The organism is Pseudochrobactrum lubricantis (assembly GCF_041929865.1).
Classification (GTDB): domain Bacteria; phylum Pseudomonadota; class Alphaproteobacteria; order Rhizobiales; family Rhizobiaceae; genus Pseudochrobactrum; species Pseudochrobactrum saccharolyticum.
This window is the reverse complement of the sequence record NZ_JBHEEE010000001.1, coordinates 853,017-879,008: the sequence shown is the minus strand read 5'-3', so window position 1 is coordinate 879,008 and position 25,992 is coordinate 853,017. Positions and strand designations below refer to the sequence as shown.

At 48.3% G+C, this 25,992-nt stretch carries 29 protein-coding genes; 17 read left to right on the top strand and 12 right to left on the bottom strand.

Annotation, left to right across the window (positions count from 1 at the left end; translation table 11 throughout):
- Positions 1–140: 140 nt before the first annotated feature.
- Complete coding sequence (gene mnmE / locus JNC80_RS03805; protein ID WP_376709543.1) at positions 141–1,469, bottom strand: tRNA uridine-5-carboxymethylaminomethyl(34) synthesis GTPase MnmE; 1,329 nt, start codon at positions 1,467–1,469, stop codon at positions 141–143.
- A 91-nt stretch (positions 1,470–1,560) separates the two neighbouring features.
- Between mnmE and JNC80_RS03800 the strand changes: the two genes are divergently transcribed.
- Entirely contained in the window at positions 1,561–3,585 is a 2,025-nt protein-coding gene (locus tag JNC80_RS03800) for a thioredoxin domain-containing protein (RefSeq protein ID WP_376709542.1), read from the top strand.
- Positions 3,586–3,745: 160 nt separating this feature from the next.
- On the opposite strand, the gene rho is transcribed toward JNC80_RS03800, so the two are convergent.
- The 3 genes from rho to hemE all read right to left on the bottom strand — a co-directional run bounded on the left by rho (position 3,746) and on the right by hemE (position 6,811).
- Positions 3,746–5,011: a transcription termination factor Rho gene (rho, locus tag JNC80_RS03795; RefSeq protein ID WP_022709829.1), complete on the bottom strand. Its 1,266-nt coding sequence runs from the start codon at positions 5,009–5,011 to the stop codon at positions 3,746–3,748.
- A 244-nt stretch (positions 5,012–5,255) separates the two neighbouring features.
- Entirely contained in the window at positions 5,256–5,786 is a 531-nt protein-coding gene (gene hemJ, locus JNC80_RS03790; protein WP_237121190.1) for a protoporphyrinogen oxidase HemJ, read from the bottom strand.
- Positions 5,786–6,811 carry a uroporphyrinogen decarboxylase gene (gene hemE / locus JNC80_RS03785; protein ID WP_376709541.1) on the bottom strand — a complete coding sequence of 342 codons (1,026 nt, stop codon included), beginning with the start codon at positions 6,809–6,811 and terminating at the stop codon, positions 5,786–5,788. The genes hemJ and hemE overlap by 1 nt, the downstream gene beginning before the upstream one ends.
- A gap of 330 nt (positions 6,812–7,141) precedes the next feature.
- Here hemE and JNC80_RS03780 point away from each other — a divergent pair, with 330 nt between their 5' ends.
- From JNC80_RS03780 to dnaQ, 5 genes are all read left to right on the top strand, one after another.
- Positions 7,142–8,065, top strand: coding sequence for a pyruvate, water dikinase regulatory protein (locus tag JNC80_RS03780; protein ID WP_370627017.1), 924 nt, complete (start codon positions 7,142–7,144; stop codon positions 8,063–8,065).
- A gap of 111 nt (positions 8,066–8,176) precedes the next feature.
- Positions 8,177–8,776, top strand: a complete 600-nt coding sequence (locus JNC80_RS03775) for a Maf-like protein (RefSeq protein WP_022709833.1) — start codon at positions 8,177–8,179, stop codon at positions 8,774–8,776.
- Positions 8,769–9,620: a shikimate dehydrogenase gene (locus JNC80_RS03770; protein ID WP_376709540.1), complete on the top strand. Its 852-nt coding sequence runs from the start codon at positions 8,769–8,771 to the stop codon at positions 9,618–9,620. The genes JNC80_RS03775 and JNC80_RS03770 overlap by 8 nt, the downstream gene beginning before the upstream one ends.
- Before the next feature lie 11 nt (positions 9,621–9,631).
- The gene (coaE, locus tag JNC80_RS03765; RefSeq protein ID WP_376709539.1) at positions 9,632–10,222 is read left to right on the top strand and encodes a dephospho-CoA kinase; all 591 of its coding nucleotides are present in this window, start codon (positions 9,632–9,634) and stop codon (positions 10,220–10,222) included.
- 19 nt (positions 10,223–10,241) lie between these two features.
- On the top strand, positions 10,242–10,943 hold the full coding sequence (gene dnaQ / locus JNC80_RS03760; RefSeq protein ID WP_376709538.1) for a DNA polymerase III subunit epsilon: 702 nt from the start codon (positions 10,242–10,244) through the stop codon (positions 10,941–10,943).
- 67 nt (positions 10,944–11,010) lie between these two features.
- On the opposite strand, the gene secB is transcribed toward dnaQ, so the two are convergent.
- Positions 11,011–11,496, bottom strand: coding sequence for a protein-export chaperone SecB (gene secB, locus JNC80_RS03755; RefSeq protein ID WP_022709144.1), 486 nt, complete (start codon positions 11,494–11,496; stop codon positions 11,011–11,013).
- A 324-nt stretch (positions 11,497–11,820) separates the two neighbouring features.
- Positions 11,821–12,363: an FxsA family protein gene (locus JNC80_RS03750; RefSeq protein WP_376709642.1), complete on the bottom strand. Its 543-nt coding sequence runs from the start codon at positions 12,361–12,363 to the stop codon at positions 11,821–11,823.
- A gap of 490 nt (positions 12,364–12,853) precedes the next feature.
- Between JNC80_RS03750 and JNC80_RS03745 the strand changes: the two genes are divergently transcribed.
- The 4 genes from JNC80_RS03745 to JNC80_RS03730 all read left to right on the top strand — a co-directional run bounded on the left by JNC80_RS03745 (position 12,854) and on the right by JNC80_RS03730 (position 15,857).
- Positions 12,854–13,558, top strand: coding sequence for a Tim44/TimA family putative adaptor protein (locus JNC80_RS03745; protein WP_376709537.1), 705 nt, complete (start codon positions 12,854–12,856; stop codon positions 13,556–13,558).
- Between the two features lie 61 nt (positions 13,559–13,619).
- The gene (gene mltA / locus JNC80_RS03740; RefSeq protein ID WP_376709536.1) at positions 13,620–14,735 is read left to right on the top strand and encodes a murein transglycosylase A; all 1,116 of its coding nucleotides are present in this window, start codon (positions 13,620–13,622) and stop codon (positions 14,733–14,735) included.
- A gap of 58 nt (positions 14,736–14,793) precedes the next feature.
- Positions 14,794–15,483: a Smr/MutS family protein gene (locus JNC80_RS03735; protein WP_213599582.1), complete on the top strand. Its 690-nt coding sequence runs from the start codon at positions 14,794–14,796 to the stop codon at positions 15,481–15,483.
- Positions 15,480–15,857: a helix-turn-helix domain-containing protein gene (locus JNC80_RS03730; protein ID WP_022709150.1), complete on the top strand. Its 378-nt coding sequence runs from the start codon at positions 15,480–15,482 to the stop codon at positions 15,855–15,857. The genes JNC80_RS03735 and JNC80_RS03730 overlap by 4 nt, the downstream gene beginning before the upstream one ends.
- 218 nt (positions 15,858–16,075) lie before the next feature.
- On the opposite strand, the gene JNC80_RS03725 is transcribed toward JNC80_RS03730, so the two are convergent.
- The 4 genes from JNC80_RS03725 to hslV all read right to left on the bottom strand — a co-directional run bounded on the left by JNC80_RS03725 (position 16,076) and on the right by hslV (position 19,753).
- A complete protein-coding gene (locus JNC80_RS03725) occupies positions 16,076–17,044 on the bottom strand; it encodes a DUF1402 family protein (RefSeq protein WP_376709535.1) in 969 nt (322 codons plus the stop codon).
- 181 nt (positions 17,045–17,225) lie between these two features.
- Positions 17,226–18,533 carry an ATP-dependent protease ATPase subunit HslU gene (gene hslU, locus JNC80_RS03720; RefSeq protein ID WP_221720603.1) on the bottom strand — a complete coding sequence of 436 codons (1,308 nt, stop codon included), beginning with the start codon at positions 18,531–18,533 and terminating at the stop codon, positions 17,226–17,228.
- A 5-nt stretch (positions 18,534–18,538) separates the two neighbouring features.
- Positions 18,539–19,138 carry a DUF2585 domain-containing protein gene (locus JNC80_RS03715; RefSeq protein WP_220158740.1) on the bottom strand — a complete coding sequence of 200 codons (600 nt, stop codon included), beginning with the start codon at positions 19,136–19,138 and terminating at the stop codon, positions 18,539–18,541.
- Positions 19,139–19,195: 57 nt separating this feature from the next.
- Positions 19,196–19,753 carry an ATP-dependent protease subunit HslV gene (gene hslV, locus JNC80_RS03710; protein ID WP_022709154.1) on the bottom strand — a complete coding sequence of 186 codons (558 nt, stop codon included), beginning with the start codon at positions 19,751–19,753 and terminating at the stop codon, positions 19,196–19,198.
- Between the two features lie 265 nt (positions 19,754–20,018).
- Between hslV and hisB the strand changes: the two genes are divergently transcribed.
- From hisB to coaA, 7 genes are all read left to right on the top strand, one after another.
- A complete protein-coding gene (gene hisB, locus JNC80_RS03705) occupies positions 20,019–20,621 on the top strand; it encodes an imidazoleglycerol-phosphate dehydratase HisB (protein ID WP_151158839.1) in 603 nt (200 codons plus the stop codon).
- Between the two features lie 2 nt (positions 20,622–20,623).
- Positions 20,624–21,157: a DUF2628 domain-containing protein gene (locus JNC80_RS03700; RefSeq protein ID WP_376709534.1), complete on the top strand. Its 534-nt coding sequence runs from the start codon at positions 20,624–20,626 to the stop codon at positions 21,155–21,157.
- Position 21,158: 1 nt separating this feature from the next.
- Entirely contained in the window at positions 21,159–21,809 is a 651-nt protein-coding gene (hisH, locus tag JNC80_RS03695; protein ID WP_376709533.1) for an imidazole glycerol phosphate synthase subunit HisH, read from the top strand.
- Entirely contained in the window at positions 21,806–22,549 is a 744-nt protein-coding gene (gene hisA, locus JNC80_RS03690) for a 1-(5-phosphoribosyl)-5-[(5-phosphoribosylamino)methylideneamino]imidazole-4-carboxamide isomerase (RefSeq protein ID WP_376709532.1), read from the top strand. The genes hisH and hisA overlap by 4 nt, the downstream gene beginning before the upstream one ends.
- Positions 22,546–23,334 carry an imidazole glycerol phosphate synthase subunit HisF gene (hisF, locus tag JNC80_RS03685; RefSeq protein WP_075653925.1) on the top strand — a complete coding sequence of 263 codons (789 nt, stop codon included), beginning with the start codon at positions 22,546–22,548 and terminating at the stop codon, positions 23,332–23,334. The genes hisA and hisF overlap by 4 nt, the downstream gene beginning before the upstream one ends.
- Before the next feature lie 171 nt (positions 23,335–23,505).
- Positions 23,506–23,829 carry a phosphoribosyl-ATP diphosphatase gene (locus JNC80_RS03680; RefSeq protein ID WP_376709531.1) on the top strand — a complete coding sequence of 108 codons (324 nt, stop codon included), beginning with the start codon at positions 23,506–23,508 and terminating at the stop codon, positions 23,827–23,829.
- 52 nt (positions 23,830–23,881) lie between these two features.
- Entirely contained in the window at positions 23,882–24,838 is a 957-nt protein-coding gene (coaA, locus tag JNC80_RS03675; RefSeq protein ID WP_022709266.1) for a type I pantothenate kinase, read from the top strand.
- Between the two features lie 63 nt (positions 24,839–24,901).
- On the opposite strand, the gene lysM is transcribed toward coaA, so the two are convergent.
- Complete coding sequence (gene lysM, locus JNC80_RS03670) at positions 24,902–25,351, bottom strand: peptidoglycan-binding protein LysM (RefSeq protein WP_022709265.1); 450 nt, start codon at positions 25,349–25,351, stop codon at positions 24,902–24,904.
- Between the two features lie 142 nt (positions 25,352–25,493).
- Positions 25,494–25,934 (bottom strand): alternative ribosome rescue aminoacyl-tRNA hydrolase ArfB, encoded by a 441-nt coding sequence (gene arfB / locus JNC80_RS03665; RefSeq protein WP_376709530.1) that lies wholly within the window; start codon positions 25,932–25,934, stop codon positions 25,494–25,496.
- Positions 25,935–25,992: the final 58 nt, after the last annotated feature.

Here is a 25,992-nt window from a genome sequence, read left to right as displayed (position 1 = left end):
CAAGAATTTCAGAAGCGGGAATCTGTTGACTCAGAATAATTCAATCGAGTCAAATTGTGTTTTTAGATTCCACAGAATGTTTCACGTGAAACATCTCTGATTGTTAATCAGCCTATATCATGAAATTTGTTTCACGTGAATCATTTTCCGATACAGAATTGAGAGAATACGAGATCGAGAATGTCCTCTACGTCTACATCGCCGGTAATTTTTCCAAGGTGTTGGGAGGCGATGCGTAAATTTTCAGCTCTTAACTCCAGTGGTAGGGTTTTCGAATTAACGGATTTCTCAATTTCAGATTTGCATTGATTTAATAAATCAATATGTCTGCGGCGCGTCGGAATGATATCGTTTTGAAGTTTTGTTTTCTCTGAAATATAAGCACTCAACCTGTTTAGAAGATTGTTTATGCCTTCATTATTTTTGGTCGAAATCAAATAATCATAGTTTGGTATGGTTTCAGGTTTAAGGTCGGCTTTGTTTCCAATCGTCCAGATATCTGTCTGGAACTCAGAAATATCTACCGTGATGGGATTTGATATATCCTCTATGTATAAAATCAAATCAGCTTCGGCAGCTTTATCCATAGCGCGCTGAATACCAATCTGTTCAACTTTACCAGAGGTTTCCCGAATGCCGGCTGTGTCTGTTACATAAGTTGCAACGCCATTCAGATTTAGCTTCACTTCAAGCAGATCGCGTGTTGTGCCGGCTTCATCAGAAATAATTGCCACATCACGTGCAGCTAACAAATTCATCAAGCTGGATTTTCCGGCATTTGGTGCGCCAATAATAACAATATGAAAACCGTCACGCAGCATCGAACCGCGCTTGCCATCTTCAATATGCTTTTCAATCTTTACACTAAGATCCTGCATCTCACTCCAGACGCGATCCGATACTGATCCCGGTACATCGCCTTCATCGGCAAAATCAAGTTCCGCCTCGATAAATGCACGCGCTTGAATGAGTTTCTGTCGCCAGTCCATGTAAAGATTGCGTTGCGCGCCGGAAGCAACTTGCTGCGCTAAACGTCTTTGCGTTTCTGTCTCAGCGGAAATCAGATCGGCCAGCCCTTCGGCCATCGTCAAATCCATCTTGCCATTCGCAAATGCGCGACGCGTAAATTCTCCGGCTTCGGCTAAACGACATTTTTCAAATTCTGACAGGCTTTCCAGAAATTTTTCCACCACAGCAATTCCGCCATGAATATGAAATTCCGCACAATCTTCTCCGGTAAAGCTCTTCGGACCTTCAAAAAAGAGCGATAAACCACTGTCCAGAACTTCTCCTGTTTTGCTTCTAAGATTACTGAATACGGCTTTTCGCGCTTCCGGCAATTTTCCAATGATAGTTTCGGTAATGAATCGAGTTTTTGGGCCTGATAATCTGATAATTGCCACGCCTGAAGGCAAACGCCCGCTTGAAAGCGCAAAAATAGTATCGTGATGAAAAGACTGCACTGACATCGAAAATCCGTTACAAGTTAAGAGAATGATTGCCGTTCTTTAGCTGCCTGAAGCACTACTGTATCGGCTTGAAAATCGGAAAGGCAAAGCCATGAACCCGACGCAAAGCCCGACACAAAACAATGCCAGCTCTAATCGCCTTCATACAGCGAACAGCACATATTTGAAACAGCACAGTGCAAATCCGGTCAACTGGCAGCTCTGGGACAATGAAGCGCTCGAACTCGCTCGTCTTCATGACAAGCCGATTTTGCTTTCGATCGGCTATTCCGCCTGTCACTGGTGCCATGTCATGGCGCATGAATGTTTTGAGGATGAGCAAGTCGCTCATCTGATGAACGAGCATTTCATCAATATTAAGGTGGATAGGGAAGAACGACCGGATATTGACCAGATTTATATGTCAGCCCTCACAGCCATGGGGGAACAAGGCGGTTGGCCGCTCACAATTTTTCTAACGCCTCAGGGGGATGCTTTTTGGGGTGGCACATATTTTCCAAAACATGCCAATGGTCGTCTGCCCGGCTTTATGGATATTCTTCAAAGCCTCGGCACTTTATGGAAGAATGACCGCGAGCGGATTAGCGGCAATGTGACAGCGCTTAAAACACATTTGCAGACTGCTTTAACACCGGATGCTAAACCTGCTGAGAATGATGAAAGCGCTTTCCAACGCTATGCTGATACAATAGCCAGACGTATTGATACGACATATGGCGGTCTCAGCGGACAACCTAAATTTCCGAATTTTCCGTTCATGTCGATGCTCTGGACATCATGGAAAATCAGCCAGCAGCAACAGCATCATGATCTGTTTGTTCTCAGCACGGAAAAAATGCTCAATGGCGGTATTTATGACCACCTCGCCGGTGGCTTAGCCCGCTATAGCACTGATGCATTCTGGCTCGTGCCGCATTTTGAAAAGATGCTTTATGATAATGCGCAGACCATCCGGCAGTGTCTGTGGGCATGGAGCAGCACACAGGATCCATTGTTTCGGAATCGAATCGAAGAAATTATTCACTGGATTACATCTGAAATGGCTTTGCCGGATGGCGGTTTTGCCTCGGGCCTTGATGCTGATAGCGAAGGTGTTGAAGGCAAATTTTATATATGGGATCAGTCAGAAATAGAGAGCATTCTCGGCAAAGATGCTCCTGAGTTCATCACAAAATACAATGTCAGTCCTGCAGGAAACTGGGAAAACAGTAATATTCTTCATCGGCTGAATATGCTGAATTTTAGCCAGGAAGAATATGAAATCTTAAAACCACTGCGGAAAAAACTGCTTGATATCAGAAACTTGCGCATCAGACCCGGTCGTGATGAAAAATGTCTGACCGACTGGAATGCCTATTTCATTCGTGCTTTGGCTGAAGCTGCCCGTGTTTTTAAACGTACCGACTGGCTGGAACTCGCAAAAACAACCTATCACCTATTATATCCTCAACAAGGCGCAGCGATCAGCCATGTCTGGTCAAAGACAGCATCAAAGCTCCCTGCCCTGTCCTCTGATTATGCAGCACTCATCAATGCAGCCTTATCGCTTTATCAGGCTGATCCGCAGCAAAACTATATTGATGATGCCAAATCATTATTGATCTCGCTTAGTCAGCACCATCTCGATCAGAATGGGGATTACCGGCTAACAGCGCTAGATAATGCTGATGTCATTTTCTATCTTTTTGGCGATCAGGATGAAGCTATTCCAAGCAGCACCAGCCAGATTATTGAAGCCTGTACAAGACTGGCGTTGATAGCTGAGAATGAAGAGCTTTTAACAAAGGCCAACAGGCTTGCAGAGCGTGCCTTGGGGCGCGGTCAAACAATGGCTTATGGACAAGCAGGAATTCTCAATGCCTCAGTGCAACTGCTTGATCCGGTTAAGCTTGTGCTGATTATTGAGAATACGAATGATGAATTATATCGCTGTGCGTCACGTCATGCTGATCCTTGCCGCACAGATATCATTCTAAGCCGTAGTCAAGCCTCCCAGCAGCCGCAATGGGCTTCTTTCCTGTCTCTGGCTGGCGAACGCTCCTGTGCCATTCTGTGCCGCAATCAGGTCTGTTTACCGCCGGTTTATGATGCCGCTGATCTTGAAAAGCTGCTCTAGAGCGATTTATTTCCAGATTGAAACACAGCGCACGCTCTAGATTCTTTATTTGATCGCATTATCACGGTCGTCAAGTTGATCCAACTTGACTGTGAAATGCTCTAAACAAAAACGCCGCCCTTTTGAGGCGGCGTTTTCAATATCAGCATAGTGATACAAATTACGTATTCATTGAATCAAAGAATTCAGCATTATTCTTCGTCTGTTTCAGCTTATCGATCAGGAACTCAATCGCATCGGTTGTACCCATTGGCGAAAGAATACGACGCAGAACAAATATTTTCTGCAGATCCTGACGCGGTACCAGCAGATCTTCCTTACGTGTACCGGATTTAAGAATATCCATTGCAGGGAAGATACGCTTATCAGCAACCTTACGGTCAAGCACGATTTCCGAGTTACCGGTACCCTTGAATTCTTCAAAGATAACTTCATCCATACGCGAACCGGTATCGATCAGCGCGGTTGCGATAATGGTCAGCGAACCGCCTTCTTCGATATTACGGGCCGCACCGAAGAAACGTTTCGGACGCTGCAGCGCATTCGCATCCACACCACCGGTCAGAACCTTACCGGATGAAGGAATTACGGTATTATAAGCGCGGCCGAGACGGGTGATCGAGTCAAGCAGAATGACCACATCACGGCCATGCTCAACAAGGCGTTTTGCCTTTTCAATCACCATTTCGGCAACCTGAACGTGACGGGATGCCGGTTCGTCAAAAGTCGAGGATACAACTTCGCCCTTCACCGAGCGCTGCATATCGGTCACTTCTTCAGGACGCTCATCAATCAGCAAGACGATCAGATAGCATTCCGGATGATTGGCGGTAATCGAATGTGCAATATTCTGCAGCAAAACCGTTTTACCGGTACGTGGCGGCGCCACGATCAGACCACGCTGACCTTTACCAAGCGGTGCAACCAGATCGATCACACGGGCTGAATTGTCTTTATTGGTCGGAACATCCAGTTCCATTTTAAAACGCTCATTCGGATAGAGCGGTGTCAGATTATCAAAATGGATTTTATGACGGATCTTTTCCGGATCCTCAAAATTGATCGTATTCACTTTGAGAAGTGCGAAATAACGTTCGCCTTCTTTCGGGCTGCGGATCGGTCCTTCAACCGTATCACCGGTTTTCAGCGAAAAACGGCGGATCTGCGAAGGAGAAATGTAAATATCATCCGGGCCCGGAAGATAATTGGCATTTGCCGAACGCAAAAAGCCAAAGCCATCTGGCAATAATTCGACGACACCTTCACCGATGATTTCAACTTCCTGAGAGGCAAGGCTCTTCAGAATAGCGAACATCAGTTCTTGTTTACGCATAACACTGGCGTTTTCAACCTGCAGCTCTTCAGCGAGAGCGAGCAAATCGACAGGTGTCTTGTTCTTAAGATCTTGTAGTTTCATTTCCTGCATGGGTGCGGAACTCATATTATAAAAGATTGAAAAAAGAAAAATGCAGTTGAGCGCTCATAATGGTCATGAGGGGCATGACCGGCATCGGAAACCTGCTATTCTTGAAGGAAGGTGTCTTTCCTTAACCGGTTCCGGTGATTTGAGCAAGAGGCAGACCGCTCTGCAGCTCTATAAAATCGTATCAGAAGATGAAATTACGCTCTGAACAGCGCTCAAAGCGTAATTTCTTATTCTTATATAGGGATCAGAACGGCTTTACGACAACCAGAATGACGATCAAAATCATCAGAACTGTCGGAATTTCATTCACAATGCGCCAATGTTTGGTTGATTTGGTATTTTTATCCTGAGCAAACATCCGCACGCTTTTGGAAAGATAGCCGTGCAGGCCGGACAGCAAAACAACCAGCAAAATCTTGCCATGCAGCCAGCCGCCGCGGAATTCAAAGATTTTCCACGCCAGCCAGAGGCCCAAAACCCAGGTCACAATCATCGCCGGATTGATGATATAGCGCAGCAACCGGCGTTCCATGATTTTAAAAGTTTCGGATGCTTGTGATCCGGTCTTTTCCTGACTGTGATACACAAAAAGCCGCGGCAGATATAACATGCCCGCCATCCATGCGATCACAGCAATAATATGAAATGCTTTGATCCAGAGATAGGCTGCATCTGTCGCTGCAAAAAACAGCGCATAGGCAGCAATGGCAGTTATAGCGACAGCAACCACTGCTCTCACAGCAGGATTGCCTGTATTTGTGCCGGATTTATCCATTATGCACCTGCTTGACGGATACGGTTGACCATTTGAGCGACATTTTCGAGCGGCGCCTGCGGTGTGATGCCATGACCGAGATTAAAGATCAGCGGTCCCTGCCCCAGCTTCTCAAGAATAACATCAATGCCTTCATCCAAAGCTTTGCCACCGGCAACCACACGCAACGGGTCGAGATTGCCCTGTACAGCGCCTTGTTGCTGTAATCCTTGAGCGAAGGTCAAAGGCACAGACCAGTCCAGTCCAAGAGCATTGACGCTGGTTTTGGCGCGGTAGTCCTGATAGAGCATCCCTGCCCCTTTCGGAAAACCGATAATCACTGCATCAGGATGGGTTTCACGGACTTTTTTAACAATACGGGCAACCGGTTTGATACAGAAATCTTCAAAGCAATCTTCATCCAGTACGCCGGACCATGAATCGAAGATCTGAACCGCATCGGCACCGCAATTAAGCTGTTCAATCAGATATTCCGCAGAAATATCTGCAAGATCAGTCAGCAGCTTGATGAAAACATCGCGGTGCTGATAGGCAAACAAACGTGCCGGTGCCTGATCCGGTGTGCCGTGGCCGGCAATCATATAGGTGGCAACAGTCCACGGGGCACCGCAAAATCCGAGCAGCGTGGTTTCATTCGGCAATTGCTCGCGCAAACGGCTGACGGTTTCATAAACAGCGCTTAATTTGGCTGCTTTACCTGTAATGTCGAGATCTTTGATTTCATCAACTGTCACAGGTGTCATTAAAGGTCCCCTTCCTTCTTCAAAGCGAAGGTCACGTCCAAGAACGTGAGGGATGACAAGAATATCTGAAAAGAGAATGGCTGCATCAAAGCCATAACGGCGGATAGGCTGAAGTGTCACTTCCGTTGCCAGTTCAGGATTATAGCACAGATCAAGAAAGCTTCCTGCCTGCTGTCGTGTCTGGCGATATTCTGGCAGATAACGTCCTGCTTGTCTCATCATCCAGATTGGTGGTGGAAAGACGGTTTCACCTTTGAGAACGTTCAGAACTTTACGTGTCATGCGATTTACCCACACCGGTTTTCCCCGGTTATCCCATAAAGAAAGTGATGATTTTTGGATTCTTATGATTCTTAGAGTCTGTTGATAACGGGGATTAAATGTTTCCCTGAGTTTTCCCACAGGACGATCATGAAAACCGGCTGATGTGGATAAATTGCCCATCAAACGGGAAAAAGCAATGCGACCAAAAATTTCTCAATAAAAACCAACACTTATTGGAAATATCACTAAACCTATCCTGTGGAAAACCATTGAATGAATTCTGTGCAACTTTGAATTGCTCCTGTTACCCACAGTGTTTATTGTCACGAATATACAGTCCGGCGCGCTGTGGATGAATCCTGTTTAAATCAACAGGCAAAGAAAGACGTCTCTGAGCCGGTACTTTTTACACACAGCCATCAACAGGGATGTGAGAAATCTGTGACAAAGACTCTTTCTTACTTTCATCTTCATCTGATTTCAGATGCAACAGGAGAGACTCTCCTTGCAGCAGGCCGTGCGGCAGCCGCTCAATACAGCCATGCGCGGGCTATAGAGCATATGTATCCGCTGATCCGCACCGAGAAACAGCTGGCTAAAATTCTGGAGAATATTGATGCCGAACCAGGCATTGTTCTCTACACAGTGGTGGATCAGAAACTGGCTTTGAAGATTGATGAAGCCTGTTCGCAGATGGGTATTCCAAGCGTCTCGGTGCTGGAACCGGTGCTGGCAACTTTTCAGTCCTATCTCGGTGCGCCTGCCCATCGTCGTGCCAGTGCGCAGCATGTGCTGGATGCCGATTATTTCCGCCGGATTGATGCGCTGAATTTCACGATGGAACATGATGACGGGCAATTGCCGCCAGATCTGGAAGAAGCAGATATTATTCTGATCGGTATTTCCCGCACATCCAAAACGCCAACCAGCATTTATTTGGCCAATCGCGGGATCAAAACGGCCAATATTCCGTTGGTTTTAGGCATACCGCTGCCGGAAGCACTACTTCATGTGAAAAAGCCGCTTGTTGTCGGACTAATTGCCAGTGCCGAGCGTATTTCTCATATCCGCCAGAACCGTTTGCTGGGTACGTCTCCGGGGCTGGATACGGAGAGCTATACGGATCGTATCAATATTGCGCAGGAACTGGCCTATGCACGCAATATTTGCGAGCGCAATAACTGGCCGGTGATTGATGTGACACGCCGCTCTATTGAAGAGACAGCCGCAGCTATTCTGGCTCTGCGCCCGCGCGTCAGAACGGATGATTGATAGGTATTTTTTTACTGTGCTGTGTAGTGAAATATCTGATATTCTTCAGAGAAGTATTTTGTGCTGCGTATATGGCAGTGAGTTTTTTGATATTTGAACGGAGTTTTCAATATGGCACTGCCTTTGATCCTTGCTTCTCAAAGCCCTTTTCGTGCAGCACTTTTAAAAAATGCGGGCATTCAGTTTACATCGCAGAAAGCCAATATTGATGAGCGCGCGGTGGAAGCACCGCTTTATGAAACCGGTGCAACGCCGGAAGACGTGGCGCTGATCCTTGCAGAAACCAAAGCGGAAGAAGTGAGTGAACGTTTTCCGCATGCACTGATTATCGGCTGCGATCAGACATTATCACTCGGCAATGAAATTTTTCACAAGCCTGCGGATATGGACGGCGCGCGCCGTCATTTATTGGCTTTGTCCGGTAAAACCCATCAGCTGAACAGCGCGGTGGTGCTGGTGCAAAACGGCCAGACCGTATGGCGTCATGTTTCAGTTGCCAATATGACAATGCGTCATCTGGAGCCGGGCTTTATTGGCCGTCATCTGGCGCGGGTCGGTGATATTGCGCTTTCCAGTGTCGGTGCTTATCAGGTTGAAGGTGAAGGCATTCAGCTTTTCGACAAGATAGACGGTGATTATTTCACCATTGTCGGCCTGCCATTACTGCCTTTGCTGAAAGAATTGCGTGCCAGAGGAATTATTGATGGCTGAGATGAAACAGGCCTTTGTAACCGGCTTTCCGATTAAACATTCGCGCTCGCCTTTAATTCATAATTACTGGCTGCAGCGCTATGGTTTGACCGGCTCTTACAAGGCGATTGAAAACAACCCTGAGAACTTTCCGCATTTTGCTAAAACCCTTGCAGAACAAGGCTTGCGTGGCGGGAATGTGACGATTCCGCATAAGGAAACTGCCTTTGCATTATGTGAAAAACGTGATGCCGCAGCAGAGGCTATCGGGGCTGTGAATACGCTGTGGATAGATGCGGAAAATAAACTCAATGGCGGCAATACGGACGCCTATGGTTTTGCCGCAAATCTCGATGCGCAATTGCCGGATTGGGACAAAGGCGGCAAAACGGCTTTGGTTCTGGGCGCAGGCGGTGCCAGCCGCGCGATACTTTATGCTTTGCTGAACCGTAGATTTGAGAAAATCATTGTAGTGAACCGCACTGTGGAGCGGGCGCAGGCTCTGGCCGATCATTTTGGTTCAAAAATTGAAGCTACAGGCTGGGATCAGGCACAGGGCTTTGTCAGCTCTGCTGATGTGATTGTGAATACAACTTCGCTGGGCATGAGCGGCCACGGCGAGGCAGAGGCCTTTCCGCTTGATTTTTCTGCAGCCAAAGCCGGTGCGGTTGCAACGGATATTGTCTATATTCCTTTGGAAACACCGTTTTTGGCTCAGGCGCGTCAGGCTGGATTACGCTGTGTGGATGGTCTTGGTATGTTGCTGCATCAGGCAGTGCCGGGCTTTGAACACTGGTTCGGCGTGCGTCCTGAGGTGACAGATGAACTGCGTCAGATCATATTGAATGATGTTCAAAAATCTTGATAGGCAGACTTATGATAAAGCTTGGACTGACAGGCTCAATCGGCATGGGGAAATCCACAACCGCACAGATTTTTGCGGATAGAGGTGTGCCGGTTTATGATGCCGATGCGGTCGTGCATCAGCTTTATCAGTCTGAAGCCGTACCGCTGATTGCAGAAGCTTTTCCTGAAGCTGTTATTGACGGGCAAGTTGATCGTAAAATCCTGTCGGCCAGTGTTCTGGGCAAGCCGGATGAGCTTAAAAAGCTTGAGAACATTGTTCATCCGCTTGTCCATGCTAAAGAACAGCAGTTTTTACGCGATGCTGAGGCCAAAGGAGCCAAGCTGGTGGTTCTGGATATTCCGCTGCTGTTTGAAACCGGCGGAACGCACCGTGTGGATAAAATCCTTGTGGTCAGTGCGCCTTATGAAATGCAACGGGAACGGGTGCTTTCCCGGGAGAATATGACGGAAGAGAAATTTCAGTCTATTCTGGCGCGTCAGATGCCGGATGCTGAAAAACGCGCAAAAGCCGATTTTATTGTTGATACGGGGCAGGACAAAGAATTTGCCCGTCAGCAAGTTTCAGAGATTTTAGAAAAGCTGTTAAACACAGCTGCATAAGCAATTTACAGGACGTACTATGCGCGAGATTGTTTTCGATACGGAAACCACCGGCCTTGAGAAAAATGAAGACCGGGTGATTGAAATCGGCTGTATCGAGATGGTGAATAAATTCATCACCGGCAAAACATTTCATATCTATATCAATCCGCAGGGCAAAAAGGTTCATCCGGACGCATTGGCTGTTCATGGTATTACCGATGAAAGCCTGCTGGATAAGCCCACTTTCGCTGAAATTGCGGATGAGTTTCTGACTTTTATCGAAGGCGCAAAACTGGTCGCGCATAATGCGATGTTCGATATCGGCTTTCTGAATGCCGAACTGGAGCGGATTGACCGGACACCGATTTCTACTGACGTGGTGATCGATACGCTGGCTTTGGCGCGACGCAAGCATCCTATGGGGCCAAACACGCTGGATGCACTGTGTAAGCGCTATGGCGTCGATAATGCGCATCGTAAATTGCACGGTGCATTGCTTGATACGGAATTGCTGGCAGAAGTTTATATTGAGCTGCTCGGCGGCCGCCAGACATCTTTGGGTCTGAGCGTACAATCTGCCAATGAAGACAAGAACGGCAATGAACCTGTTGCAGAGATTGTTCTGAAAGCGCGTCCTCAGCCCCTGCCCTCACGCCTGACTGCTGATGATCTTGCTGCGCATCAGAAGCTCATTGATAAAATGGGTGATAAGGCAATCTGGAAAAAATATCTGAACTGATTATTGCCCAAAATAAAAAGCCGCTGTGTCTCAGACACAGCGGCTTTTTAAAAACTCTTCAGAAAGCTTAGTTTTTAACCTGAGCTTTTGCCTGTTCTTCAGCCATACGCTGCTGGAACATGGTGGCGAAATCGATCGGGTCGATCATCAGCGGCGGGAAGCCACCATTGCGTGTTGCATCAGCAATGATCTGACGGGCAAACGGGAACAGCAGACGCGGGCATTCGATGAACAGGATCGGCAGCATATGTTCCTGCGGAATGTTCTGAATGCGGAAAACGCCGCCATAAACCAGCTCTGTGCTGAACAGAACTTCTTTGCCTTCACCGGCCTGTGCGGTCAGGGTCAGAACAACGTCAAAATCGCCCTCAGCGATCGGATTTGCGTTCACATTAACATTGATGCTGATGTTTGGCGCATTTTCACGCGGACGCAGGGAAAGCGGTGCATTCGGGCTTTCAAAGGAAAAATCCTTGATATACTGAGCCAGAATGTTGAGGGATGGCTGTGCACTACCGTTACCGTTCTGTGCTTCGTTTGGCGTCTCTGCCATTATCATATACCTTTTTGTTAACGATGATCGACAGACCGTCGAACAGTATGACAACACATGATTTGTGCTGTAACACTTTGAAAGCTTATACAATTTTATTGTAAAACAAACTTCGCAAGAAGCAATTGAACCATAAAATTGAACCCCTGATTTCAGAAAACAATGGCTGTTGCAAAAGCAATCCGAAACATGTGTCTTTTGGCTAGCATATGTACCTTTTACAGGCAATAACGCGGCGCATTATTTGATAATACTAAAAAGACAGGCGTAAAAACGCAGTACCGGCAATAAATTATGCTGTTCTGCGGTTTTCATGCCGCATATTCATTTTCTGTTGTCTTCAATCTCTTTCGGATCTGTGCCCCAGGGAGAGTTCTTACTCTTTTTGTCTGCATCCGATGAACTGGAATAATCCTCAGGGTCGAGATCAATAATATCGTCATTCTGTGGCGTATGTCTTTGTCCGTAATGCTGATAGCCGGCGCTGCCCGCCTGAAAATCAGTCGCCATCACCACACGGTTACGTAAAAAACGGTTCCAGATCAGGTCGCGGACAAACGGGATAAACAGCAAAAGCCCGATAATATCGGTCAGAAATCCCGGAATAATCAGCAAAATACCGGCAAAAATCAGCAAGGTTCCGTGAATGATTTCACGTTGCGGTGCACGTCCTGCGGCGGTTTCTGCTTTCATCTGGTTAAGCAGGCTCAGACCCTGACGACGCAATAATGCAAAACCCAGAACCGCACTGAGGATAATCAGACCAAGTGTTGCCAGCACACCGATTTCTGAACCGACAATGACAAAACCGGCGATCTCTATAAATGGCAGGGCTAAAAACAGCAGCAGGCTGATCGGACCAAGCATTTTTGTCACGGGTGATGAACCTCTTGATACTGGAGCGGCACGAACGGATTTTACCGTAAATATGCCGGATTATGATTTTAAACAGGATATACAGATAAGAATTCCGGTTTGGCATTTGAATGCCGGAATGCGGTGAACTATATATTTTTTCAAAACATAGCGTTTTTATGGTATCTTTGAGCCGTCTTAATAACTGGTTGCAGCATATCTGGCGGATTGCCCGTACTGAAGAATTATACAATATCCGGTCTGGTACAGCATATTCAGAATATGTTCTGTAAAAAAGATATTGTATAATTCTTCAGTACAGGCAAAACCTGAAACTGAACAGCTAGAGTGCATCCCGAAAAGTGGGAACCGGTTTTCGGAACAAGATATGCATAAAAACAAAAAGACTAGAGCATTTATAATGATTCAATTTAAACTGGAAATGCTCTAGAAGTTCATTGTGAGTTCCGGCAGATCACTGCGGAGATAATTGGCGAGCGGTATGAATTTTTTCAGTTTTGGCACATTCTTTTTCTTCATTGTTGCAGTGATTATTTTCCTGCAGCTGCGCAGTGTATTGGGCAAACGCACAGGCAATGAGCGGCCGCCTTTTGATCCTTATACAACGCGTCAGGATGATACTGCCGCTCTGTCGCAGCAGAAAGATAATGTTGTTTCGCTGCCGCAACGCCAGACAATTGAAAGTCAGGCAAAAGATTTTACAACAATCGATGCAATGGCACCAGAAGGCTCGGATCTGAACAACGGCCTGCGCAATATTCGCGCACAGGATGCCGGTTTTGATCCGAAAGAATTCCTCAACGGTGCCAAAATGGCCTATGAGATGATTGTGCTGTCCTTTGCCGACGGTGATCGTAAAACTTTGAAAAACCTGCTTTCCAAAGATGTTTACGAAGGTTTTGATGCTGCGATTAAAGAGCGCGAAACCCGTGGTGAAAAAGTGAATTCCACCTTTGTTGGTATCAATCAGGCAAAAATCATTGCGGCTGATATGAAAGGCAAAGATGCACAGGTTACAGTGCGGATTGTCAGCGAGATGATCTCTGCGACACAGGATAAGCAGGGCAATATTATCGACGGCGATCTGGAAACAGTTGCGGAAATCCGCGATGTCTGGACTTTTGCCCGCAATACAGCAAACCGCGATCCGAACTGGAAACTGGTGGCAACCGAAGCGGAAGATTAATTTTTGGTGCTGAAACAGCATCGGTAATTGTCAGAACGTAAAATATTTGAGGAGCAGTGTTATGTCAGATCTGTCTGCTGCGCACTGCTTCACTGAGCTTCTCGATTTCAAAGATTGTGCCGGCTGGGCGGAAGATGATCACGCTGCAGCCTTTTCTGCTTTTTTGAAATCCGCCATTTATGCCGAAACACATCTCTATAAGAGCGGTAGTCTCGGTCCGCAATTTGAAGACCTTTTACCTGTTTTCGCGCAAGCCCGTTCATTGCCGGCGGGGCAACAAATTGACCGGCAGACAGCGCGTGCATTCTTTGAGCGCTGTTTTTATCCCGTTAAAATCATTCCCCATGACCGGAAAACCGGTTTTGTAACCGGTTTTTACGAGCCGGAAATTGCTGCATCCCGTGTAAAAACTGCACAATATTCTGTGCCTTTTTATCGAAAGCCGCCAGATCTCATTAAGCTGGATGCGGATAACCGTCCGAAAAATTTGCCTGAGGTCATGGCTTTTGGCCGTTATCATAACGGGAAGATCACCGAATATTTTGACCGGCAGGCGATTGATGAGGGAGCATTGGCAGGGCAAGGTCTGGAAATTGCCTATGTAGCCGATAGAGTGGATGCCTATTTCGCTCATGTACAAGGGGCTGTGCGTCTGAATTTTGACGATGGCACGCAGATGCGCCTGACCTATGCGGCTAAATCAGGCCACGCTTTTACCGGTGCAGGACGGGTTCTGATTGATAAAGGCGAGCTGGAAACTGCAAAAGTCACTATGCAGACAATCCGGCAATGGCTGGCAGAGCACCCTGCCCGTATTGATGAAATTCTGTGGCATAACCGGTCTTATATTTTCTTCCGTGAAGCTCCGGTGGATGATCCTTTGTCCGGGCCGGTAGCAGCTGCCAAAGTGCCTCTGTCCGCCAAAAGATCACTGGCGGTGGATCGTAAATATCATTGCTTTGGTACGCCGTTTTTCATAAACACACATAAGAATTTAGAAAATGGCGAGGTTTTTCGTCATTTGATGATTGCTCAGGATACCGGATCAGCCATTCTTGGCCCTGCCCGCGGCGATCTGTTTTTCGGTTCCGGCGATGCGGCTGGCGAGCTTGCCGGCGGAATACGCCATGATGCTGATTTTATAATGCTGGTTCCCCGAAAAAAGGTGGCGGATTAGCATTATGAAACACAAAAAGAATAAGCGCTCTGCCACGCGCATTTCGGATAAAAATACAATGAAAATACCAAAAAATCCGAAAGTGGAACCCGATCCGGCTGAGGTTTTATCAAAACAGAATTCTGGCTTTCTCAAAAATGAGGATCGTATTCTCTGGGAAACAGTTGCACGCACAACCCGTCCTTTGCGTCCTGTTAAGCCACGACAGGCCTTTGTGATCGAGGATATGCATCTGTGGGATATTGAGAATGGCATCAATATTCCGCAGCGTGTGGAGGCCGAGCCGGTCAAAGCGTCTGTTGCCAAAGCAGCCGGTGAAACATCTCTGCAAAGCCGTAAAAAACAAGATGTGGTCACCAATCCGCTTCACGATATCGACCGGCCGACAATCCGTAAGATTGCCAAGGGGCGCGTTGAAATTCAGGCGCGGATCGATCTGCATGGTATGCGCCAGCATGAAGCGCATGATCTGCTATATGGTTTCCTCTCAGATGCCTGGCACAGAGGTCTGCGCTTTGTCTTGGTGATTACCGGTAAAGGTACATCTATGGGCAGTGACGGCGTGTTAAAACAGGCTGTGCCGCATTGGTTCTCCACGCCCCTCTTCCGCCTCTATGTGAGCGCCTATGAGGATGCTGTGCGCCATCACGGCGGGCAAGGTGCGCTCTATGTCAGGCTGCGCAAAACACCGGCTGAGAAGCTCGCAGAGCGCCAGTCCTTCCCGTCAGGAAAGCGGCCATTATCATGACACCATTTGGTCAGCGTTTACGGAAATTGCGTGAGGAACGCGGTGTCAGCCAGAAGGAAATGGCGACAGCTATCCGCGTGTCGGCCGCCTATCTTTCAGCACTGGAGCACGGGCGCCGCGGTCAGCCGACATGGGATCTGCTGCAAAGAATTATTGGCTATTTCAATATTATCTGGGATGAGGCAGAGGAATTGCAAAATCTGGCAATGATCTCGCATCCGCGTGTGACAATCGACACTTCTGGCCTGTCACCGGAGGCTACAGAATTAGCTAATCTATTGGCTAATCATATCCGTATTCTGGACAGGAATATGATCGAAAGCCTCAGCACAACGCTGCGGCTGGCTCATAAAAAACACCGCAGCCTGCGTTAGAGCATTTCACATTCAAGTTGGATCAACTTGATGGCAGTGATAATGCGACCAAATAAAGAATCTAGAGCGAGCGCTGTGATCCAATCTGGACGTAAACCGCTCTAGAGCATGTCGCGGAAAAGTGAACACCGGTTTTCCGATAACGACATGCGTAAAAACAAGAAGACAGAGCGAGCGCAGCGGATACAATTAAACGCGACACGCTCTGAAACCTCAATTTAAAATAATGATTTCAGATCATCGATTTTGGAATTGACCAGCCAGCCATAGTAATTTTCCTGCGGCAGCTGTTTATTCTGTTTGCCTGCATTGATAGCCGCCAGAGCACGGGCGCGGCTATCTGCACCGCCGGTATTATACAAAGTTGCGGTAATACCCGGATTTTTCGAAATATCGAAATCAGCATATTTATTATAGGCCGTGATGGAATGTTTGATGGTCGCCGCCATATAGTGCAGGCTCAAATCAGGGTCCATAATGGTTTTATAAACCTGTGCACCATCATCAGCACTGAGCTTCGGCAGGCCGGATACGCGGTTGACCATGTCAGACATTTGCAAAGCCGTCAGCGGACTGATCTGGCCGAGACCAAAGGTCTGACCTGCATAGAAAGGTTGGAAAAATACGGCAGCAAAGCGGTTATTCGGATAGGCGTTACCGTCAACTTTTTTGCCGCGGAATTTGCTGTCCCAGATATTTTCACGGCAGGTCCAGAGGGAATAACTATCTGACAGACCGGCACATTTCTCAAATTCAGGACGCTTGATGAAATCGCTGACAGATTCACCTTTATAGCTGAAGCTGACGCCTTGTTTCACATAAGAAATAGCTTTGACATAATAGGTCTGCAGCTGGTCATAGGCATCAACATTATAGGTGTGCTCGCCGATAATCGCACCGGCAATATGCACGGGATCAATATTATAGGCTGCGGCCGCCGATTTGATTTTGGTGCGCAAGCCACGATCCGATTTCAGCAATCCGTAGATTTTCTGATATTTGGCTTCATAAGTCGTGCGCATTTTTTTGGTGCGGTTGGCGGAAGCGCCGGGAATGGTCGGCTGCTCGGCATTGCGGTTACCGGCCGGAACAACCGTTGTAGCCTGTGCATTTGAGACGAGTGTAAGTGCAAAAAAACCTGTTCCGGCAGCAATTGCTATCCGTTTAAAACTGTTGCCGAGGTTCATAGGTATTTTTGCTCCGTTCGCATTTGCTTGTCCTGCTGAATGGGAATTTCAGGAAAGCACGGCATTTTAACTTCGCGCAGAAAATATGAAACCCTCGCGCACAAGTCGAGAGGGTTTCAAAAACTTAACTGCATATGATGTGTGAATGTCACACAATGCTTATAGTCGGCTTATATCCGCATTAAAGGATGAAGCGTGACAGGTCGATATTCTTGGCCAGATCACCGATGCTGCTGCGCACATAAGCTGCATCCACGGTGAAAGTGGAGCCGCTTTTATCCGGCGCATTGAATGAAATATCATCCAATACTTTTTCCATTACCGTTTGCAGACGGCGCGCACCGATATTCTCAATGGTGGAATTGAGATCAACGGCAATATCCGCAAGCGCATCAATGGCATCGTCTGTAATTTCCAGCGTCACCTCTTCTGTCGCCATCAGTGCCACATATTGTTTCAGCAGGCTGACTTCGGTTTCCGTCAGGATCGAGCGGAAATCTTCGCGTGTCAGAGCATTCAGCTCAACACGGATCGGCAGACGTCCCTGCAATTCCGGCAACAGATCCGATGGTTTGGAAACATGGAAAGCGCCCGAAGCGATAAACAGGATATGGTCGGTTTTAACCGGCCCGTATTTGGTCGCAACGGTGGTACCTTCGACAAGCGGCAACAGATCGCGCTGCACGCCTTCGCGGGAAACCCCTGCCCCCATACCGCCTTCACGGGATGCGATCTTGTCGATCTCGTCAAGGAAGACGATACCGTCATTCTGGGTGACTTCCAGTGCTTCCTGTGTCACCTGATCCTGATCGAGCAGCTTGTCGGATTCATCATTGATCAGCAGCGCATAGGATTCTTTAACGCTTGTTTTGCGCGGCTTGGTACGGCCGCCCATGGCTTTGCCCAGCATATCGCTTAAATTGATCATCCCGATATTGGCGCCTGGCATACCCGGAATTTCAAAACCGGGCATACCGGAGCTGTTATCAGCCAGTTCAATCTCGATTTCTTTATCATCAAGATCGCCTTCGCGCAGTTTTTTACGGAAACTGTCACGGGTCGCAGGGCTGGCAGTTTTGCCGACCAATGCGTCTAATACGCGTTCTTCCGCATTGATATGGGCTTTGGCTTTCACTTCTTCGCGCTTTTTCTCGCGAACGAGGCCAATGGCGATTTCCACCAGATCACGGATAATCTGTTCCACATCGCGGCCGACATAGCCGACTTCAGTGAATTTTGTTGCTTCAACCTTGATGAAAGGCGCACCGGCCAGCTTGGCAAGACGGCGTGAAATCTCCGTTTTACCGACGCCGGTTGGTCCGATCATCAGAATATTTTTCGGCATCACTTCTTCGCGCATATTACCTTCCAGCTGCTGACGGCGCCAGCGATTGCGCAGGGCAATGGCAACAGCGCGCTTGGCAGCTTTCTGACCGATAATGAAGCGATCAAGCTCAGAGACGATTTCACGTGGAGAAAATGTGGTCATATTTATCAGGATCCGCTTTGCCACTGCCGGATAAAGTCAACCGGATGCAGCAGCATGATAACATTGAGAATAAGGTTGTCTCGAATAACGATAAGGGCAAGAATTTCGAAAAACACTGCCGTGACGATAATCACCCATATAGGAAGCCGGGCTGCTAGAAAAAAGCCCAGTACCATGGAGAGCGTATCGAATACGGAATTGAGAATACTGTCGCCGAAATAATCCACGGAGGATGTATTGGCTCTGTAGCGCTCAATAATGAAATTCGAATTCTCAACCAGCTCCCAGCCGATTTCCAGTCCGAGCGCCAGCAGCAACCGCACATGCAGCGGTGCTTTTGGTGCAATCAGCCAGAACAATCCGTAGAAAATAAAACCGTGAATGATGTGAGACAGCGTGTACCAGTCAAAGAATTGCTGGGAATTTTCATTGCTGTTCACTTCATTGACGAAGAGACGGATTGTTCCGCATTCGCAGACCGGAACGCGCCCCATCATGTACAAAATAACCGCCTGAATGGCTGCTGTGATTGCAATGATGAGCAGGATTTTATCCCACTGCCAATAGGGCTTTGACGCGGCAGGCGGAAGTGATGATGCGGTCACGATAAACCTTTAGTGTTTTACAAAACTAAATAACGATACCGCATAATTGGCAGGTTCTTACGCGCAATCAAGACTTTCGACAGTGAAATTGCTGTTTGTGTAAACGCAGATTTCCGCTGCAATGGTCATTGCTTTGCGGGCAATTGTTTCCGCATCCATGTCTGTGTCGATCAGTGCACGGGCTGCCGATAGCGCATAATTACCACCGGAACCGATGGCCATCACGCCGTTTTCCGGCTCCAGAACATCACCAAGGCCGGTAATGGCCAGCGTGATATTCTTATCAGCAACCAGCATCATGGCTTCCAGTTTGCGCAGATAGCGGTCTGTACGCCAGTCTTTAGCCAGCTCTACGGATGCGCGCATCAGCTGATCCGGATATTGTTCCAGCTTGGCTTCCAGCCGTTCAAGCAGGGTGAAAGCATCGGCAGTCGCACCGGCAAAACCGGTAATCACGCTGCCGCCTTTGCCAATACGGCGCACTTTGCGGGCATTGCCCTTCATTATGGTCTGGCCGAGGGACACCTGTCCGTCACCGGCGATCACCACTTTATTGCCCTTGCGCACGGTGACAATGGTGGTGCCGTAAATTGTATTCGGATTATGTTCAATCATTTGCGCAACTCCGCTGATTGGTCTTCATCAAATCGATCTGCTGTATTTATGATCTCATACGTAAATTACAACGGACAATAATACAGCCTGCTTCATCAAAGCATTTGGCAAAACTCAACCACTGAACAGAGCATTTGTAATTATTAGAATTTTTGGAAATGCTCTGCTTGTTAGAATTAAAGCACATCTTACCCGAAAACCGCTTCACACTTTTCGGGATGTGCTCTAGAACAAGGCTGGAGAAGAACAAGATCGGGTTATCAATATGAGCAATCAGCGTATAGCAAAAGTCAGCCGCAGCACCAAAGAAACCAGCATTGAAGCTGAAGTTTTCCTGGATGGTACGGGCCGTTTCGATATTTCGACCGGCGTTGGCTTTTTCGATCATATGCTGGAGCAATTATCGCGACATTCGCTGATTGATATGAAAATCACCACCAAGGGTGATACGCATATTGATGACCATCATACGGTTGAAGATACCGGCATTGCCATTGGTAAGGCCATTGCGGAAGCTCTGGGTGAGCGCCGTGGTATTGTCCGTTATGCCTCGATTGATCTCGCTATGGACGAGACACTGACCTCTGCGGCGCTGGATGTGTCGGGACGTCCGTTTCTGGTGTGGAATGTGGCCTTCAATGCACCGAAAATCGGCACTTTCGATACGGAGCTGGTGCGGGAATTCTTTCAGGCGCTGGCGCAGAATGCAGGCATTACCCTGCATGTGAATATGCGCTATGGTATCAATAATCATCATATTGCTGAGACCTGTTTCAAGGCTGTAGCGCGCGCATTGCGTATGGCGATTGAAACCGATCCGCGGCAGAAAGATGCCATTCCTTCGACAAAAGGCACGCTGAAAGGCTGATTATGGCCAGCTATATCGTTCTGGAACCAACGGACGCGGTAAAACTGAAACCGGTTAAAGCTGTTGCGGGTGACCATACGATTTTTGTGCGCGATGAGTTTACCGTCTTCGCGCTGATCCTGCCGTTTCTCTGGCTGCTTACGCATCGCCTGTGGTGGCATGCGCTGATGGTGGCTCTGATCGGCTGGGGTGCATTCAGTGTTTTGGGCTCTTATCTTTCTTCTGCTTTTGTCGTTTCCGGCCTGTCACTTTTGCTGTCGCTGTTTGTTGCGCTGGAAGGGCGTAACTGGTATCTCACAGCGCTCAGACGCAAGGGTTATGAGGAAGTGGCACTGATCAGCGCCAATGACTTGAGCGATGCGGAAGTTCTTTATTTTTATGGTGCTGCAAAACCGGCAGAAAAAGCAGAGCCTGTCTCTGTATCTTCTGACAATAAGGTTTTGTCCGGCACTGTGACCGGCACGGCGGTTCCTGCGGCAATACATGCTGCAGACGGCGCTATGATCGGTCTGGTTGATTATCACGGAAGGTCGTGACATGCGTGTTGCCATTATTGATTATGGTTCCGGAAATCTCAAATCGGTAGCCAAGGCTTTTGAACGTGCGGTATCGGATATGGGCAGTCCCATTCATGTGGACGTGACCAGTGATGCCAAAGCCGTACTGGCCGCAGATCATATTGTGTTGCCGGGTGTTGGCGCCTATGCCGATTGCCGTCGCGGTCTGGATGCTGTTTCCGGCATGGTTGATGCTTTGAGCGAAGTTGTTCAGCATAAAGCACGGCCGTTTCTCGGCGTTTGCGTTGGGATGCAGCTGCTTTCAACGCGCGGTTTGGAAAAAAGCACAACCAATGGTCTCAACTGGATTGAAGGTGATGTGCGCGAGATGAAGCCGTCTGATGCCGCGCTGAAAATTCCGCAGATCGGCTGGAATACGATTGAGCTGAACCATGCCCATCCGGTATTCAACGATATAGAAACCGGCGAGCATGGCTTGCATGCCTATTTCGTGCATTCCTATATGTTTGATGTGAAAAACAGCGCTGATGTGCTGGCAACCACCAGCTATGGCGGAGCGGTAACGGCGGCAATTGCGCGCGATAATATTGTCGGCACGCAGTTCCATCCGGAAAAAAGCCAGCGCCTCGGCCTTAAACTCATTACTAATTTCCTGAAGTGGAAGCCATGATACTTTTTCCGGCAATTGACCTGAAAGACGGTGAATGCGTTCGCCTGAAACTGGGTGATATGAACCAGTCCACGGTTTATAACACTGATCCTGCGGCTCAGGCGAAAGCCTTTGAAGATCAGGGATTTGAGTGGCTTCATGTGGTTGATCTGAATGGCGCTTTTGCCGGTTCCAGCGTCAATGGCGCGGCGGTTGAGGCTATTCTCAAAGCAACCAAAAATCCGGTTCAGCTCGGCGGTGGTATCCGCACGCTGGAGCATATTGAGGTATGGCTTTCCAAAGGGCTTTCCCGTGTCATTCTCGGCACCGTTGCCGTGCGTGATCCGCAGCTGGTGATTGAAGCCTGTAAAGAATTTCCGGGCAAAGTCGCTGTCGGCATTGATGCCAAAGGCGGTAAGGTTGCGGTTGAGGGCTGGGCAGAGGCTTCAGAACTCGGCGTGATTGAACTGGCGCAGAAATTTGAAGGGGCAGGGGTCGCAGCTATTATCTATACGGATATTGACCGCGACGGTATTCTGGCAGGCATCAACTGGCCGTCAACTCTGGGCTTGGCAGAAGCCGTGTCCATTCCGGTGATTGCATCCGGCGGTCTGGCCTCGATGGATGATATTCATCGCATGACGCAACCTGACGCCCGTAAGCTGGAAGGTGCGATTTCCGGTCGTGCGCTTTATGACGGCCGTATTGATCCGGCTGAAGCGCTGGCACTGTTACGTGCCGCGAAGGAGGCCGCGCAATGACTTTGAAAGCACGGGTTATTCCATGTTTGGACGTTAAAGATGGAAGAGTGGTGAAAGGCGTCAACTTTGTTGATCTGATTGATGCCGGAGATCCGGTGGAAGCTGCAAAAGCCTATGATGCAGCGGGTGCCGATGAGCTTTGTTTTCTCGACATCACCGCTTCATCGGATAATCGCGAGACGATTTTCGATGTGGTTGCCCGCACAGCTGAACAATGTTTCATGCCGCTGACTGTTGGCGGCGGTGTGCGTGCGGTTGCTGATATCCGCAAACTCTTGCTGGCCGGTGCTGACAAGGTTTCTATCAATACTGCTGCGGTACAAAATCCTGACCTGATCGCAGAAGCGGCAGATAAATTCGGCAATCAGTGCATTGTCGTGGCCGTGGATGCCAAGAAAGTATCCGGTGCAGGAGAGGCGGATCGCTGGGAGATTTTCACCCATGGCGGTCGCAATGCAACCGGTCTCGATGCGATTGAATTTGCCCGCACAATGGTTGATCGCGGAGCAGGGGAAATTCTGCTGACCTCGATGGATCGGGACGGCACCAAAGTTGGCTATGATCTGGCGCTGACCCGCGCTGTGGCAGATGCCGTGAGCGTTCCGGTGATTGCTTCCGGTGGTGTCGGTTCTCTGGACGATCTGGTGGCCGGCGTGAAGGAAGGCCATGCCAGCGCGGTATTGGCAGCATCTATTTTCCACTTTGGCACTTACACAATTGAAGAAGCCAAACGCTATATGGCAAGTCACGGTATTGCTATGCGTCTGGATGATGTTCGAAATTAACAGATCAAACTGGTTTTCTGAGAGGAAACCAGTTTGATTTACTGATAAAATTAAGTTGTTTCATGCAATGAGGGGTGCTTTTCATCCCTCATTTGCTTTAAAGACCATTCGCATTGCTGTGCGGGATTCTCATCGCGCATTCTATAAATTGCACTGAAACAGGAGTGCAGCATGACAGATTTCACCCTTGCTGAGCTTGAGCAGATTGTTGCTAATCGCGCGGCTGCAACAGACGGCTCATCTTATACAGCCTCACTGATTGCCAAAGGTCAGCATAAGGCCGCCCAGAAACTGGGCGAAGAAGCGGTTGAAACTGTTATTGCGGCGATGATGCAGGATGAAAAAGCTGTCATTTCTGAAAGTGCCGATCTGCTCTATCATTTGATGGTGGTTTGGAAGATTGCGGGTGTGTCGCTGGAATCCGTGATGCAGGAACTGGATAAACGTACATCACAAACCGGTCTTCAGGAAAAAGCTGCACGAAAACCGGAATAGACTGAAGCATTCATCTGGTTCCCGGGTTTATTCAGAGATCGAAATGCACTCCATGGATCTTTTCAAAAAGAAGCATTATTCGCCTTATCAGGTTTTTACCGCTGCGGAATGGGCAGAATTTCGTGCCGATACGCCGCTGACCCTGACATTGGATGAAGTGAAACGTCTGCGTTCGCTGAACGATCCGGTGGATCTGGATGAGGTGCGCCGGATTTATCTGGCTTTGTCGCGTTTACTGTCGACCCATGTGGAAGCGCTGCAATCGCTCTATAAACAGCGCAAACAGTTCCTGATGAAGGATGATACGGTCAAAACACCGTTTATCATCGGCATTGCCGGTTCCGTTGCGGTCGGAAAATCGACCACAGCGCGTATTCTGAAGGAATTGCTGAGCCGCTGGCCATCAAGCCCTAAAGTCGAACTGGTGACGACGGACGGCTTTCTCTATCCCAATGAAGTACTGCGTGCTGAAGGCCGGATGGAGCGTAAAGGCTTTCCGGACAGTTATGATGCCGGTGCCATTCTCAACTTCCTGTCATCTATGAAGGCAGGCATGAGCCATGTTCAGGCGCCGGTCTATTCGCATCTGACCTATGACGTGGTTGCCGGTAAGCATGTGACCATTGACCGGCCGGATATTCTGATTTTTGAAGGCATCAATGTGCTGCAGGTGCGTGATCTGCCTGCGGACGGCAAAGCCGTGCCGTTTGTGTCGGATTTCTTTGATTTCTCAATCTATATTGATGCTGATCCGGTGCTGATCCACAAATGGTATATCAACCGCTTCATGAAGCTGCGTGAAACGGCATTCCGTGATCCGCAGAGCTTCTTCCACCGCTATTCGCAATTGTCAGAAGAGGCGGCATTGTCGATTGCCGAAGGCCTGTGGACGAATATCAATCTCAAAAACCTGTTTGAGAATATTCTGCCGACCCGTCCGCGTGCTGATCTGATCCTGCGCAAAGGCGAAAATCATATGATTGAAGAAGTCGCTCTGCGCAAAATCTGAACTTCAAGTTGTAAAAAAAGTCCCGCTGTTGATGACAGCGGGGCTTTTTGTTTTGAGCCTGAATTATGCCAGCGGCGGAATGCGCAGAACCTGACCCGGATAGATTTTATCCGGCGAGGTCAGCATCGGCTTATTGGCTTCAAAGATTTTCGGGTTTTTATCGCCATGGCCTTTGCCATATTGGGCTTCAGCGATTTTCCAGAGATTGTCGCCCTTTTTCACGGTGTAGAAAACCGGTGCCGCACCTTCAGCAGCGCCGTCAACTTTCAGTTCCGAAGCTTCTACTTTGGAAACACCGAGGGAGTTACCGACAGCAATAATCGCTTTTTCAAAAGCGGACTGATCTTTGACATTGCCGGAAAGTACAGCCTTGTCGCCCTGAACAGTTACCTGCACATCACTGGTACCGAGATTATGGGAATCCAGCTCTTTTTTCAGATCTTCTGCTTTAGGCTCATCGTCACCAAAGCCAAGTTTGGTACCAACCGATTTCACAAAATCAAATATGCCCATTCCGTTTCTCCTTTGAGTGTCAGATATCATCCGCTTAAAGAATATAGGCAGGTAAATGAATTAAGGAAGCCACCCGTATAAAATAACAGGGATTATTGGGTATTAGGGCGCCGTGTGCCAGATCTGGCACACAAATGTCGCTCTAATCACCTTTGACACGCTGGCGCATTTTCTTGACATCTGCGCGACCGGACTTTGCTTTCAGGCGCCGCTCGACAGAGCCTTTGGTCGGCTTGGTCTTTTTCCGCGGTGGCGGCGGCGGTTTGGCAGCCTCGATGATCAGCGCAATCATACGGTTGCGGGCATCTTCACGGTTCTTTTCCTGACTGCGAAAGCGGCTGGCTTCAATCACAATCTCACCGTCTTTATTGGCACGCTGCCCAGCAAAGCTGATGAGACGCGCATAGACATCTTCCGGCAAGCCCGCTTGCATGGCTGCAAAGCGCAGCTGCACGGCTGTTGAAACCTTATTCACATTCTGTCCGCCTGGACCTGAAGAGCGGATAAAGCTCTCCTCCAGCAGGTTTTCATGAATGCTGATCCGGTTGGTAATGCGGATAAGATGTTTGTTTTGTTCCGTCATGAGCGGTTTTATAACGGAATATCTGAAATCTGCGAAGATAAGTGCAGAAATAAAAAAC

What these genes read in the sequence shown, in the direction of transcription:
- mnmE (WP_376709543.1), bottom strand. Translation starts at nt 1,469, where the DNA reads ATGTCAGTGCAGTCTTTTCATCACGATACTATTTTTGCGCTTTCAAGC.
- JNC80_RS03800 (WP_376709542.1), top strand. Translation starts at nt 1,561, where the DNA reads ATGAACCCGACGCAAAGCCCGACACAAAACAATGCCAGCTCTAATCGC.
- rho (WP_022709829.1), bottom strand. Translation starts at nt 5,011, where the DNA reads ATGCAGGAAATGAAACTACAAGATCTTAAGAACAAGACACCTGTCGAT.
- hemJ (WP_237121190.1), bottom strand. Translation starts at nt 5,786, where the DNA reads ATGGATAAATCCGGCACAAATACAGGCAATCCTGCTGTGAGAGCAGTG.
- hemE (WP_376709541.1), bottom strand. Translation starts at nt 6,811, where the DNA reads ATGACACGTAAAGTTCTGAACGTTCTCAAAGGTGAAACCGTCTTTCCA.
- JNC80_RS03775 (WP_022709833.1), top strand. Translation starts at nt 8,177, where the DNA reads ATGGCACTGCCTTTGATCCTTGCTTCTCAAAGCCCTTTTCGTGCAGCA.
- JNC80_RS03770 (WP_376709540.1), top strand. Translation starts at nt 8,769, where the DNA reads ATGGCTGAGATGAAACAGGCCTTTGTAACCGGCTTTCCGATTAAACAT.
- coaE (WP_376709539.1), top strand. Translation starts at nt 9,632, where the DNA reads ATGATAAAGCTTGGACTGACAGGCTCAATCGGCATGGGGAAATCCACA.
- dnaQ (WP_376709538.1), top strand. Translation starts at nt 10,242, where the DNA reads ATGCGCGAGATTGTTTTCGATACGGAAACCACCGGCCTTGAGAAAAAT.
- secB (WP_022709144.1), bottom strand. Translation starts at nt 11,496, where the DNA reads ATGGCAGAGACGCCAAACGAAGCACAGAACGGTAACGGTAGTGCACAG.
- JNC80_RS03750 (WP_376709642.1), bottom strand. Translation starts at nt 12,363, where the DNA reads ATGCTTGGTCCGATCAGCCTGCTGCTGTTTTTAGCCCTGCCATTTATA.
- JNC80_RS03745 (WP_376709537.1), top strand. Translation starts at nt 12,854, where the DNA reads ATGAATTTTTTCAGTTTTGGCACATTCTTTTTCTTCATTGTTGCAGTG.
- mltA (WP_376709536.1), top strand. Translation starts at nt 13,620, where the DNA reads ATGTCAGATCTGTCTGCTGCGCACTGCTTCACTGAGCTTCTCGATTTC.
- JNC80_RS03735 (WP_213599582.1), top strand. Translation starts at nt 14,794, where the DNA reads ATGAAAATACCAAAAAATCCGAAAGTGGAACCCGATCCGGCTGAGGTT.
- JNC80_RS03730 (WP_022709150.1), top strand. Translation starts at nt 15,480, where the DNA reads ATGACACCATTTGGTCAGCGTTTACGGAAATTGCGTGAGGAACGCGGT.
- JNC80_RS03725 (WP_376709535.1), bottom strand. Translation starts at nt 17,044, where the DNA reads ATGAACCTCGGCAACAGTTTTAAACGGATAGCAATTGCTGCCGGAACA.
- hslU (WP_221720603.1), bottom strand. Translation starts at nt 18,533, where the DNA reads ATGACCACATTTTCTCCACGTGAAATCGTCTCTGAGCTTGATCGCTTC.
- hslV (WP_022709154.1), bottom strand. Translation starts at nt 19,753, where the DNA reads ATGATTGAACATAATCCGAATACAATTTACGGCACCACCATTGTCACC.
- hisB (WP_151158839.1), top strand. Translation starts at nt 20,019, where the DNA reads ATGAGCAATCAGCGTATAGCAAAAGTCAGCCGCAGCACCAAAGAAACC.
- JNC80_RS03700 (WP_376709534.1), top strand. Translation starts at nt 20,624, where the DNA reads ATGGCCAGCTATATCGTTCTGGAACCAACGGACGCGGTAAAACTGAAA.
- hisH (WP_376709533.1), top strand. Translation starts at nt 21,159, where the DNA reads ATGCGTGTTGCCATTATTGATTATGGTTCCGGAAATCTCAAATCGGTA.
- hisA (WP_376709532.1), top strand. Translation starts at nt 21,806, where the DNA reads ATGATACTTTTTCCGGCAATTGACCTGAAAGACGGTGAATGCGTTCGC.
- hisF (WP_075653925.1), top strand. Translation starts at nt 22,546, where the DNA reads ATGACTTTGAAAGCACGGGTTATTCCATGTTTGGACGTTAAAGATGGA.
- JNC80_RS03680 (WP_376709531.1), top strand. Translation starts at nt 23,506, where the DNA reads ATGACAGATTTCACCCTTGCTGAGCTTGAGCAGATTGTTGCTAATCGC.
- coaA (WP_022709266.1), top strand. Translation starts at nt 23,882, where the DNA reads ATGGATCTTTTCAAAAAGAAGCATTATTCGCCTTATCAGGTTTTTACC.
- lysM (WP_022709265.1), bottom strand. Translation starts at nt 25,351, where the DNA reads ATGGGCATATTTGATTTTGTGAAATCGGTTGGTACCAAACTTGGCTTT.
- arfB (WP_376709530.1), bottom strand. Translation starts at nt 25,934, where the DNA reads ATGACGGAACAAAACAAACATCTTATCCGCATTACCAACCGGATCAGC.